At 33.6% G+C, this 12,234-nt stretch carries 11 protein-coding genes; 10 read left to right on the top strand and 1 reads right to left on the bottom strand.

Features of this window, described 5'->3' with window-relative positions; translation table 11 throughout:
• Positions 1–130: 130 nt before the first annotated feature.
• From BCI01S_RS01730 to BCI01S_RS01705, 6 genes are all read left to right on the top strand, one after another.
• Positions 131–469 carry a DUF4870 domain-containing protein gene (locus tag BCI01S_RS01730; protein ID WP_047940478.1) on the top strand — a complete coding sequence of 113 codons (339 nt, stop codon included), beginning with the start codon at positions 131–133 and terminating at the stop codon, positions 467–469.
• Between the two features lie 604 nt (positions 470–1,073).
• Positions 1,074–1,616 carry a hypothetical protein gene (locus BCI01S_RS01725; RefSeq protein ID WP_141231669.1) on the top strand — a complete coding sequence of 181 codons (543 nt, stop codon included), beginning with the start codon at positions 1,074–1,076 and terminating at the stop codon, positions 1,614–1,616.
• Between the two features lie 269 nt (positions 1,617–1,885).
• A complete protein-coding gene (locus BCI01S_RS01720; RefSeq protein WP_061796404.1) occupies positions 1,886–3,184 on the top strand; it encodes an NCS2 family permease in 1,299 nt (432 codons plus the stop codon).
• A gap of 417 nt (positions 3,185–3,601) precedes the next feature.
• Positions 3,602–4,840, top strand: a complete 1,239-nt coding sequence (locus BCI01S_RS01715; RefSeq protein ID WP_047940481.1) for an EAL and HDOD domain-containing protein — start codon at positions 3,602–3,604, stop codon at positions 4,838–4,840.
• A gap of 136 nt (positions 4,841–4,976) precedes the next feature.
• Entirely contained in the window at positions 4,977–5,963 is a 987-nt protein-coding gene (dapF, locus tag BCI01S_RS01710) for a diaminopimelate epimerase (protein WP_061796399.1), read from the top strand.
• A gap of 498 nt (positions 5,964–6,461) precedes the next feature.
• Positions 6,462–7,391, top strand: a complete 930-nt coding sequence (locus BCI01S_RS01705) for an ATP-dependent DNA ligase (RefSeq protein ID WP_047940484.1) — start codon at positions 6,462–6,464, stop codon at positions 7,389–7,391.
• A gap of 137 nt (positions 7,392–7,528) precedes the next feature.
• On the opposite strand, the gene ligD is transcribed toward BCI01S_RS01705, so the two are convergent.
• The gene (ligD, locus tag BCI01S_RS01700; protein WP_061796393.1) at positions 7,529–8,749 is read right to left on the bottom strand and encodes a DNA ligase D; all 1,221 of its coding nucleotides are present in this window, start codon (positions 8,747–8,749) and stop codon (positions 7,529–7,531) included.
• Positions 8,750–8,951: 202 nt separating this feature from the next.
• On the opposite strand from ligD, the gene ku reads away from it, so the two are divergent.
• The 4 genes from ku (at position 8,952) to BCI01S_RS01680 (ending at position 12,216) form a co-directional block, all read left to right on the top strand.
• Complete coding sequence (gene ku, locus BCI01S_RS01695; protein ID WP_047940485.1) at positions 8,952–9,788, top strand: non-homologous end joining protein Ku; 837 nt, start codon at positions 8,952–8,954, stop codon at positions 9,786–9,788.
• Positions 9,789–9,848: 60 nt separating this feature from the next.
• Positions 9,849–10,496, top strand: a complete 648-nt coding sequence (locus BCI01S_RS01690; RefSeq protein WP_061796390.1) for a phosphatase PAP2 family protein — start codon at positions 9,849–9,851, stop codon at positions 10,494–10,496.
• Between the two features lie 65 nt (positions 10,497–10,561).
• Positions 10,562–11,107 (top strand): glycerol-3-phosphate responsive antiterminator, encoded by a 546-nt coding sequence (locus BCI01S_RS01685; RefSeq protein ID WP_047940701.1) that lies wholly within the window; start codon positions 10,562–10,564, stop codon positions 11,105–11,107.
• Between the two features lie 290 nt (positions 11,108–11,397).
• Positions 11,398–12,216: an MIP/aquaporin family protein gene (locus BCI01S_RS01680; RefSeq protein WP_047940487.1), complete on the top strand. Its 819-nt coding sequence runs from the start codon at positions 11,398–11,400 to the stop codon at positions 12,214–12,216.
• Positions 12,217–12,234 lie beyond the last annotated feature (18 nt).

The following is a 12,234-nucleotide window of genomic DNA, read 5'->3' as shown; positions in this document are numbered from 1 at the left end:
GAATGATAAATGTCACGGATGAAAGCTTATTTGAATTAATTGGACAATTATTATGAGAAAATGAAACATTTATATAGAATAATCGTATATAATAACATAGCAATTATTATTTTAGTTGGAGGTTTCTTTCATGGATTTAAATAAAGACAGATCATCAAATGATGATAGAGTTTTTGCGATGTTGATTTATGTGTCTAGTTTTTTTACTACTTTTATCGGACCATTAGTTATCTGGCTCGTGAAGAAAGATTCGCCTTTTGTGGATTATCATGGTAAAGAATATTTTAACTTTTTAATTTCCTATGCCATTTATTCCTTCATAGCATGGATTCTTGTGTTTCTTTTAATCGGATTTATTATTTTACCAATAATCGGAATTATGGCATTTGTATTTACAATCATTGCTGCTATTAAGGCTTATGAAGGCCAGGATTATCATATTCCTTTAACGATTCGTTTTATCAAATAATATAGATCATTAACCTTTTTATAATGGCAGCTTATTCGTTTAAATTAGCGACCAATTTCGGTGACTCGCTTTTTAACGAATAGGCTGGCATTTTATTTTTTCTCACATATACATACCAATGTGCTGAAAAAGCTCAACTTCCCTGCATGAACATATAAACCACCATCTACTTCTTCGGTTTTTATATTACCACATTCAAACCTTAATAATAGGTAACATGATAGTTTAGACTCTTTTAAAATTTTTCTTCTAATTAATCATAGATTTCATTAGAAATTAATAGAATAAAAAGAAAGAGAAAGATAAGTGCACAGTCGCGCTAACCTTTCATTATAAGAATGGATATAAAGGAGTCTTCATGATGAATATTGAAAAATATTATAAATATACAGCCATATCTTCCTTGAACGCTAGTTTAATTAGTTGTATTCCTATCTTTCTTTTTATAGGCATCTTTCTATTTAATCATTCAAATATCATTTTTCTTTACCTTTTAGTCCCATTCGCAATATACAGTGTAATTTGCTTTAGTCAATTTTATTTACATAAACGACGTTTAGAGAAAATGGAGAATTTTTTCTCCGCGGGACAAGCAAGATCAATTTTGAAAACAAATACGGTGGTTTTATCTTTTTTACCTGCGCCATCCTTAAGAATGGTTGTTTTTGATAGAGATGGACAAGAGATAGGAGAAATAAAAGATGAAAAATTCTCGATTATTCGTTGGTATTTGCCGTTCTTATTCGATCGATTTTATACAAAATCGTATGGCTTTTATAATACACAAGGGGATCTCCAATATGTTTTTACATTAAAAAAAGATAGAATAGATATAAAAAATAAGGATAAAAAAATAATCAGCAGAATTCTAGAAATAAAGACAGAAAAACGATTAGTGATCCAATTTCTTTATGGGGAAGACACAATCATAATGAAAAAAACCTTTGGACAAATGGAGTATCAGTTTGAGCAAGAAGATGGTCATAAATTGGCCCAGTTAAGAAAGGGCTGGATGCCAAAAGAGTGGGCCAAACGTTTTCAAGATCCTAATCTGCCGCTATTGTCAATTGATCACCATGCGTCTGATAAAGAAATTATTCACCTCTATGCTATATTGACAAAGTTATTCGCTTATACGAATCATTAATATGGATGGAGTTTTAGAACAGAAAGTTTTTCTTTGATAAGCTGATTTAAGGAAAAATGACTAAATAATAAGAAATAGCAATAAGGAAAATAGGAAAAAATGAGTATTTTCTCCTAAAAAACATTGGCAAAACATTGGCAATCTGCTATTATAATTTCTTGTGGCTACCTTATTGAATGCTAAAAGTCATGTCAGTCTTTGACATGCTTTACTTGCATTTTATAGGGGAAGCGGGTAGGGAGAGGGATACAACTAAATAGGTATATCAGATGAAAGATTATATTTTTTCATTTTTTCGGCTAAAAGAAAGTCAAACATCCATTAAACAAGAGGTGCTTGCAGGGTTTATTGGTTTTTTTACTGTTGTATACATCGTGGTAGTAAACTCCTTAATCTTAGCAGAAGCAGGTATTCCATTGGAAGCAGCAATCATTGCAACCATTTTAACATCCGTTGTTGGCTGTTTTTTAATGGGTTTTTATGGAAATGTGCCAATTTTGCTTGTACCAGGTATGGGTATCAATGCGTTATTTTCTTATACCATTGTAAATTCAATGGCTCTAACCTGGCAAGAAGCGTTGGCAGTAGTGTTTGTTTCTGGAATTCTCTTTATGATTGTTGCTTTTACGAAACTAGCTAGAATTGTCAGTGATTCTATTCCTGTTTCATTAAAAGAATCGATTAGCGTTGGTTTAGGTCTATTTTTAATGCTAATTGGATTGGAAAAAGGCGGGATAGTAGAAAGAGGAACAAATTCAATTATTGCCTTGGGATCTTTTAATGATTTACATGTACTAGCAACAGTACTCACATTTTTAATAAGTATTATTCTATTTTTAAGAAATGTGAAGGGAAACTTTCTGATCACGATTATTGTTGGTACTTTCATTGCTTGGATGTTTGGACTGATCAATGTAAATGCAGGAAGTGGCCAGTCGGTTCACCTTCAAGAATACAAAAGTGTGTTTGGTCATCTGTCTTTTGAAAAACTTGCATCGATTCCTTTTTGGATTGCCGTATTTTCTCTTACAATGGTCCTTGTGTTTGAGAATATTGGATTGGTCAACAATCATGTCCAATTTATAAACAAATCTGAGCGATTTCAAAAAGCTTTTCGAGCTACTTCTATTTCTGTCTTTCTATCTAGTTTATTTGGCACAAGTCCAACAGTAGCTACAGTTGAAAGCTCAGCAAGTATGACCGCTGGTGGAAAAACAGGTTTAACAGCTGTAACGACAGGTATTCTGTTTATTTGTTCAGCATTTTTTATTCCTGTCATAAAATTAATTCCAGATAGTGCGATTGCACCAATTTTAATTATTATTGGAGGATTAATGCTACAGAATATCCGAAATCTGGATTTAAAGGATTTAAGTGAAAGTTTTCCTAGCTTCTTTATTATTGCGATGATTCCGTTTACGTACAGTATCGCAGATGGCATGGCTATTGGGTTTATTCTTTACCCAATTTTAAAGATTGCTTTAGGTAAAGCGAAAGAAGTATCACTGCCTTTGTATTTCATATCCTCATTATTTTTGATTAATTTTTTACTTCAATATACACATTAATAGCAAAATCACTTCTGAAATTAGAAAGTCATTTTCTTTTTTCAGAAGTTGTTACTAGCTGTCTAACTATACTCGTTTTTGTGCATAAGCTTTTTGTCTCTATAGCTTTACTCTATTTAATGGTATTTTAAACTGCCCTGTATTTTTAGAATTCCCCGTTTTATTCAGCTTTTAGAAAAATAGAATGTAAAAAAGTTCTTTTTTCTGGATTAGCTATCATTTTGATTATATATAGCCTTGAATCAAAGAATCTTTTCTCCATTCCCTTTAAATACAACCTAGATGACCCCTAAACATTAACGATGACATTTCTGGTAAGAATTTTATTTTCTTACAAGCAAGGTTCGACAACCTTCTACTAATAAATTTATTAAAATGACAATAACTAAGCGCAAAAAGATTGACGGAGGTAAATAAATGGAAGTTTTTGTGGCGAGACAGCCACTATTTAATCGAATGGAAGAAGTTTATGGATATGAACTACTATATAGACATAATAATATTAATTCCTTCCCCAATATAAATGGTGATCAGGCGACAACAAATGTTATTATTAACAGTTTTCTTAATATTGGCATAGATAAATTATCAGACGGTAAACCTTGTTTTATTAATTTTACTGAGAATTTATTAGAACTTAAACTTCCTACATATTTTCAGCCAAGGGATATTGTAATAGAGATTCTAGAAACTGTTGTTCCAAGTCAAAAAATTATAGATATTTGTTTAGAACTCAAACAATTAGGCTACAAATTGGCTTTAGATGATTTTAATTTAGAGAAAAGTAACCCATACTCCTATTCTTTACTGCTATTAGCAGATATGGTTAAAATCGATTTTCAACATACGACTAAAGAAGTGCGAACAGAATTAGAAGCGATTGCTAAAAAGCATCACATTGAATTAATTGCTGAAAAACTTGAGACAAGTACGGAGTATGAACAAGCTAGAAACAGCGGCTATCATTATTTTCAAGGTTATTATTTTTCAAGACCAGTCATCATGTCTTCCCATGATGTGCCAACCTATATGACGGCATATTATAAGATCCTTGAGCTATTACATGATGAAAATCCAGATATAACCCGTATTTCTAAATTGATTGAACAGGATATTTCTTTATCATATAAGTTATTGAAATTAATTAACACACTAGGATATGGAGTAAAGCAAAAAGTAACCAGTATTAAACATGCCATTGTATATATTGGGCTTAGAGAACTTCGAAAATGGATTTATATTCTTACAGTTAGGGAAAAGGACTGGAAGAATGGAATTTCTTTAGAAGTGATTCATAATTGCTTAATACGTTCTAAAATGTGCGAAGCGGTAGCAAAACTTATACCGGGAAGAATAGAATATGGAAGTTTTTTTTTGACGGGAATGTTCTCTCTTATGGATACCATTATGAACAAGGATATGGATACCATTCTTTCCGATCTACCATTGGATGAGACAATTGTACAAGCTTTATCAGGACAGAAAAATGTTCAATATGATGTGCTTCAATTGGTCATTGCAGCAGAAACAGCTGACTGGTCGGGAATTGCACTTGGTTGTAAAGAATTGGATATTCAAGAAAAGGAATTGTTTAAAGTATATGCAGAATCTATTTCATGGGCAAAGAAGCTATTAGATGATGATTTATATGGATGAATGGTAATAACCTTAACGACTTGACTAAAAGCTGTTAAGGTTTTCTCTTTTTTGGGGCAAGGAAGAATTGATTGCAGGTTAGACAAAGGAACAGTAAAATAAATAAGAAACAAATATAGCTTGGAGGAACGATGAAATGAATATAAAAATTACAAAATGTCATGGAAGTGGCAATGATTTTTTAATAATAGATGAAATTTCAGACGCCTATCAGTTTACCGAAGAAGAAAGAGCAGAAATAGCTAAAACGCTATGTAATAGAGCTTCTTCTTTAGGAGCGGATGGTATTCTTTTTGTAATGCCTAGTCAAGTTGCTGATGCAAGAATGAGAGTTTTTAATGCCGATGGTTCCGAAGCATCGATGTGTGGAAATGGTATTCGTTGTGTCGCTCGATATGTTTGTGAACTCCTTCAGGTAGAGGAAGCGATGATTGAAACAATGAAAGCAAATTTAGAAGTGAAAAATGAAACAGATATTTATCCGGATATCCCAACGTATTTGGTAGAAATATCTCCTGTATCTTTTCAGACGAAGGATCTGCCGCTTGAGGTAGAATCGACTACACTAATAAATGAGAAAATTCCGGGGTTAAATAAAGATTTATTATTTACTGCTTTAGCTGTACCTAATCCGCATTTAATTACACTTGTAGATAAGGCAATACTTGATTCGGATATTCAAGAAACGATAAGTAAATATGTGAATGGTCCGAATGAGTATTTTCCAGACGGTGTAAATGTTAGCTTTGTTTCAATATTAGAAAAAGGAAGTATTTATGTGCGTACATACGAACGAGGAGTAGGGTTTACAAATGCTTGTGGGACTGCTATGTCTGCTTCCACTCTTGTTTCCATACTAAATGGGTTTAATGAAAAAAATACCTATGTGGATGTGTATAATAATGGGGGCAAAGTTCGCTGCTATGTACATTATCAAAATGATCAATATCGAATTGATTTAATTGGCAACGCTACTTATGTATATCGTGCAGATGTATCATTTGAATGGGATACAATAGAAAACTATGCCGTAACGAATAAGATATATTTCGAGGAAGAAGCTGTTCAATATAAAAAACTACAACAAGAAGCAAAGCAATATGTCGAAAATCATTTAAAATAAATTTGGAGAGAACAGTAGTTGGTTAGTATGGAAGGATAAGGTTAGGTCTATTCAACATTCTGTTATGTGGAATAGAAACTGACCTTTTTGTTATAGATGATAAAGTGATTAGAAAATGGACAAACTTCATTTCTAGCATTATTAGTAGTTAAACAGCAAGGTTAAGAGCGTCAAAAAAATTAAAAATAGATTAGTTTGTTGACAAAATGATTTTAGAAAAGTTAAAAATGATTTTTATGCGCTGCTTGTAGTCTAAGGGGGAGACTCCTGCGTGATTAGCGAGACAGTCTTATACCCTGCAGACTGAAGGCAGACCGCGGCTCAGCGCGAGCCCGACGGGAAGCAATATCTCATCTCTATTCGAAGAAATTAAAAAATATCCTAAAGACCAACTACTATTTCTAAAATTCTGAGGTTTGTTTGCAGTTTGAGATAGATAAGATCCTTGTATAATTTTGTTCTATTAGCAAATGGTAAGAATAAAAGGAATAAAAGCACATGAAACCAATAAAGCCATTTGAACCACTACTAACAGAAGCAATTCCAAAAGGGGATCAATGGATTGCTCAAGTTAAGTGGGATGGAACAAGAATTCTCTCCTACTATGATGGAGAGGACACAAAATTATTTAATCGAAAGAAAAATGAAAGAACGCAGCAATATCCTGAATTATTAAAGACCGGTTCCTTTGTACAGGCAAAAAATTGTATTCTCGACGGCGAAGTCATTGCTTTACAGGATGGGAAACCATCCTTTTATGAAGTAATGAGACGGGACAGAGTGCGAAAACTTGAGCGATTAAGTGAGCTACAAGAGGAAATCCCGATTACCTATATGATTTTTGATATCCTGTTCCTCGATGGACAGTGGCTGGTAGACAAACCATTACTGGAAAGACAAAAAATATTGCATGAAAAAGTAGCTGAGACGAAAGATATTCGTCTAGTTGAAAACTTTACAGATATGCGAGGTTTATTTGCTGTTTGTCAACAACATCAGTTAGAAGGAATTGTCTGCAAGGATCTTAGTAGTTCCTATGTTCTGGGCGGAAAGGATGCCAGATGGCTTAAGCGAAAAAAAGAGCAGGATTTAATCGCTATAGTGGGAGGAGTAACATTTAAAAATAAAACGGTCCATTCTCTCCACCTTGGGTTATTTGATGAGTCGGGGAAGCTGGTTTATATTGGAAGTGCTGGTTCGGGTAAATTGACCGCAAATGACTGGGCTGCTGTCTCAAAAGCGATTGAGCCAATCATTATAAATGAGAGTCCTTTTGCTAATCTCAGGAAAGCGAAAGATGGAGTCTGGCTGCGGCCAGCACTTACTGTCAAAATCTCCTTTTTAGAATGGACAGAAGGCAGAACATTAAGGCATCCGGTCATCGAGTCATTTGTCACTATCCCCATTGAAGAATGCAAATTAGTATAACAACATGCATAGCCAGAATTATTCTAGAAATAGGCCCAAACATTAGACAGAAAAATTTCCGTTCCTTTGTTTGGGCGTTTTATTGTCTTTATGTTTGCATACAAGGATATGATTAGAAAGTTTTCGCAATCATCTATTCAGATTTTTTTCTGCCCTTCAGTGTTTTGGACATTTGTTAACACATCTAGTACTTGACGAAAAGGTTGTTTTTCTTTTGCCGCAAAATAACCAGCGAAGGAATGAATCCCTTTTTGTAGTCTTTGTAAAACAACGTCCATTGAAAATTGGCGAGGATGTAAATCTTCCGTTAATTCATCCCATTCAATTGGGCATGCAACATATCCTCCTTTATTACCGCGAATAGAATAGGGAGCGATAATTGTTTTTCCTTCACTATGTTGGATGTAGTCAATGTATAATCTGTTTTTGCGGTTTTTCTTTAATCGTTCTATGGTGAAAAGCTCTGGATTTTCCGCAATCATATAGTTTGCAATAAATTCTGTGAATAAACGTACTTCTTCATAAGTAAATGTTTTTTCTGGAAGTGGTAAATATACCTGAATTCCTTTATTTCCTGATATTTTCACAAAAGATAAAAGATGTAATCGTTCCAAAATCTGTTGTAGAACTTTTGCCGCTTTAATAGCCATATAAAAATGTTCCACAGAAGGCGGATCTAAATCAAAGACAATTTCAGAAGGCATGCTATTAGAATAAATGGTTTCAAATGGTATATGAAATTCAAACGCTAATTGATTTCCAAGCCACATAAGCGTTTCTAGGTTATTGCAAATGATATACTCTATGTCGTCGTTCTTATATGTTTGTACATAAGATGGAGCGTAGTCTGGACATTGTTTTTGATAAAAAGATTCTCCAAATAAACCATGGGGAAATCGAATCGTAGTCAATAAGCGATTTTCTAAAAAAGGAAGTAAATATGGACTGACCTCTTTTAAATATAAAATATAATCGAGTTTCGTAATCGTGGTGTTGGGAAATAGAGGTTTATCAGCATGAGTAATAGGCGTAGACTCTGTTGCGACCAGTTTCTCTAATGTACAGTCTTTCCAATCTATATTATATAAAAATTGGATAAAAACGGGGTTGCTCAGTTTATACTGTTGAAAGGAGGAAAACTGTAATTCTACGCAAATTCCTGGATTTAAATAATATAAATCGTCATCTTCCTTTATAGCATGTTCTTTTATAATCTGTATTAATGCTGTTTTTTCTGCTTTTTTTAAGCCTTTTTGAAAAGAACCTACAGTGATAATATTCTCGTTTCCAACGACACTGACACCAAATGAGTCTGTTTTTTTATAATAATTACTAATAAAAAATGCAGCTGTATGCATTTGTCTATCCTCCTGATTTATCTAACTCTTATTAGTATATCTATTTAAGTACATAGTATGAACAGTGTCTGCTGCCAATAATTAAATAGTATGAAAAAAAAACGGTGACACAATGTATAAATAGATAGAAGAAAAAGTGATGAATATTGCTTTTTTTCATAAAAGAAATATTGTGTTCAACTAATAAGATTGGAGATTAATTATGCATACAATGTGGAAAGGAAATATAAGTTTTGGATTAGTAAGCATACCGATTAAGCTGCATTCAGCAATAGAAGATAAAGATATCAAGCTTAGAACACTTCATAAGGCTTGTCATGCCCCAATTAAATATGAAAAGAAATGTTCTGCTTGTGGAAATGAAGTTGCTCCAGAAGAAATCGTAAAGGCATATGAATATGCAAAAGGAAAATATGTTGTGCTTGATGAAGAAGATTTGAAAAATCTGCACAAAGAGAATGAAGATAAAGCAGTGGAGATTATTGATTTTGTGAAGATGGAAGAGATTGATCCTATTTACTTTGAAAAATGTTATTATATGTCTTCCGGTGAGGGTGGTAATAAGGCATATGCTTTATTAAGACAAGCCTTACTTGAGACAGGGAAAGTGGGAATTGCGAAAATTATTATTCGCTCCAAAGAACAGCTGGCAATTATTCGGGTTTATGAAAATACTCTCGTAATGGAAACTATTCATTTTCCTGATGAAGTTCGTAAGGTGGACGATGTACCAAATGTTCCGGAAGTAAATCAAATAGAGAAAAAAGAATTAGAAACAGCGATTTTATTAATTGATCAATTAACCACTGAATTTACACCAGAGAAATATACAGATGAATACAGAACAGCTCTTCTTGAATTGATTGAAGCAAAGAAAGCTGGCAAAGAGGTAGTGACAGGCACAGATAAACCAAGGGAATCGAATGTCATGGATTTAATGGCTGCACTACAAGCATCTATTGATAATACAAAGCCTAGTAAGAAAACAGAGGAAAAAAAGAAAAAGACCACAAGAAAGAAAGTTGTCAAAGAAGCTTAAAAATAAAGTGCTAGCTACTGCGAAATAGCTAGCACTAAAATATAACAGCGAGGGATTTACATGGAGAGAAGAATAACGTCAAAATATATCGGTGTAATGTTAGCAGTTATCCTGATTTTTAGCGGGCTATTTTATATTATTGCAAGACATGTAAAGAGCTCAGATATTATTTCATTTGATGATACAATCATCCATTTTACTCAATCATTTATTTCAGACGAATTAACAATATGGGTTGAACGAATAACCTTTTTAGGGTCTATTTTGTTTATCGCAGCAGCGATACTAATTATTACAGTACTTTTACTATGGAAGAAAAAGTATGCTTTAGCCATTTTTTTTATTTCTGCTAATGGTTTTGGTGCATTATTAAATACGCTTCTTAAATGGTTCTTCAAAAGAGAGCGTCCGGATATATTGCCTGTTATAATAGAAAAAGGCTATAGTTTTCCAAGTGGACACTCTATGGGTTCTCTTATTTTCTTCAGCTCATGTGCGTACTTATGTATACATTTGCTTAATTCAACTGGAAAGAAAGTGATGGCTTACATAATTGCTTGTATGCTTATTCTTTTAATAGGAACAAGCAGAGTATATTTAGGTGTCCATTATCCAACAGATGTTGTAGGTGGCTACTCAATAGGTATCGCCTATTCTGCTGTTTGCATATTAGCATTTCGCCTATATGAATTTAAAACGAAACGGTAGTGAATGTTGGGAAGCCTTGAATGGTCATGAAGAGATTAAGAATGAAACTTTTTGGGGGAAATGAAATGAATCAACCTATTATTCCAGCATCATCAAATATGAAGGAATTCGAAGCGTTTTTAAAAAGCGATTATGAAATTGGCGTATTTTTAGAGGTACATGTTTCACAGTTAAAACATATAAGCTTGCTTGCAAAAAAAGCAAATAAGAAAATGATTTATCATGTTGATTTAATCCAAGGATTGAAAAGTGATGATTTTGGAACAGAGTTTATCTGTCAAGAATTTAAACCATATGGACTTATATCTACAAAATCATCGGTTATTTTAAAAGCAAAGCAGAAAAACGTGATAGCAATTCAAAGGGTATTTCTCCTTGATAGTCATGCAATAGCGAAAAGCGTTAAACTAGTACAACGAACACATCCAGATTATATCGAAGTGCTTCCAGGAACAATGCCTTGGATGATTAAAGAAATTAAAGAGAGTTTAAATGTACCCATTCTTGCAGGTGGTTTGATTCGCACGGATAAGGATATAAGCAATGCAATTGAAGCAGGGGCTACTAGTATAACTACTTCTAAAAAAGAATTATGGCAAAAAATAAAGTAAATAATTTTTTTATAGTGAAAACAATAAAAATAATTGACAGACCAACAGGAAGCGTTTACAATAACCTTACAAGTTAATTTAATGTGTTGGAGAAAAGGAGATACACGCAGTAGTCACCAAAATTTTAGTGGCTTAATCTGTCGTGTTCTCCTTTTTTTGCATGTTATATGACAATCACTCTGTAATGATAAAAATAAATGTTAGTATGATGGTAGTTTAGGGGTAAAGCAGTTTAATATAATTCATTGTCAGAATTTTAACAGAGTGAAACAAGGAAAAGGGGGATTTTGATGTCTGCGTTTATGGGAGAAGTTGTTGGTACCATGATTTTGATTATATTTGGGGGAGGCGTTGTAGCTGGTGCGAATTTAAAGAAAGCGTTCTCTAATGGTGGAGGGTGGATTGTGATTACTCTTGCCTGGGGATTGGCAGTTACAATGGGAGCATTTGCTGTCGGAAGTATTAGTGGTGCCCATTTAAATCCAGCTGTTACCATCGCGCTTGCAATCACTGGTGATTTTGCTTGGAATCAAGTATTGCCGTATATTTTGGCACAAATGATTGGCGCTTTTTTAGGTGCATGTATTGTATATTTACACTATCTCCCGCATTGGGGTGCAACAAAGGATGCGGAAGCAAAATTAGCAGTCTTTTCAACAGGTCCTGCTATTCCACATACCTTTGGAAATATATTAAGCGAATTGATAGGGACGTTTATGTTAGTGCTTGGCTTATTGTTTATTGGAGCAAATAGTTTTGCTGAGGGATTGAACCCGCTTGCTGTAGGCTTGCTTATTGTTGTAATTGGGATGTCATTAGGGGGAACAACTGGCTATGCTATTAATCCTGCACGTGACCTTGGTCCAAGAATTGCCCATTTTGTTTTACCAATTGCCGGCAAAGGATCATCCAATTTCCGATATGCTTGGATACCAGTTGTTGGTCCCATTTTAGGCGGATCACTAGCAGCCGTTTTTTATACGTATATCTTTAAAGGGGTTGTCTTATCAAGCTTTTGGATTGTAATAGCGATTACTGTCATTGTATTATTACTTGCATTTTTTAAGACAAAAGGGGAAAGTAAAAGTATTGGTAAAAAAGTAGCATAATCATTTACTAATGGGAGG

Source organism: Niallia circulans NBRC 13626, assembly GCF_001591585.1.
GTDB lineage: Bacteria > Bacillota > Bacilli > Bacillales > Cytobacillaceae > Niallia > Niallia circulans.
Note: the sequence above shows the minus strand (reverse complement) of the source record. Positions and strands in the feature narration are given on the sequence as shown.

Excerpts from the sequence above, each read along its gene's own strand:
- BCI01S_RS01690 (WP_061796390.1), top strand. The coding sequence starts at position 9,849 with ATGGAGAGAAGAATAACGTCAAAATATATCGGTGTAATGTTAGCAGTT.
- BCI01S_RS01680 (WP_047940487.1), top strand. The coding sequence starts at position 11,398 with ATGTCTGCGTTTATGGGAGAAGTTGTTGGTACCATGATTTTGATTATA.
- dapF (WP_061796399.1), top strand. The coding sequence starts at position 4,977 with ATGAATATAAAAATTACAAAATGTCATGGAAGTGGCAATGATTTTTTA.
- BCI01S_RS01720 (WP_061796404.1), top strand. The coding sequence starts at position 1,886 with ATGAAAGATTATATTTTTTCATTTTTTCGGCTAAAAGAAAGTCAAACA.
- BCI01S_RS01705 (WP_047940484.1), top strand. The coding sequence starts at position 6,462 with ATGAAACCAATAAAGCCATTTGAACCACTACTAACAGAAGCAATTCCA.
- BCI01S_RS01730 (WP_047940478.1), top strand. The coding sequence starts at position 131 with ATGGATTTAAATAAAGACAGATCATCAAATGATGATAGAGTTTTTGCG.
- ligD (WP_061796393.1), bottom strand. The coding sequence starts at position 8,749 with ATGCATACAGCTGCATTTTTTATTAGTAATTATTATAAAAAAACAGAC.
- BCI01S_RS01685 (WP_047940701.1), top strand. The coding sequence starts at position 10,562 with ATGAATCAACCTATTATTCCAGCATCATCAAATATGAAGGAATTCGAA.
- ku (WP_047940485.1), top strand. The coding sequence starts at position 8,952 with ATGCATACAATGTGGAAAGGAAATATAAGTTTTGGATTAGTAAGCATA.
- BCI01S_RS01715 (WP_047940481.1), top strand. The coding sequence starts at position 3,602 with ATGGAAGTTTTTGTGGCGAGACAGCCACTATTTAATCGAATGGAAGAA.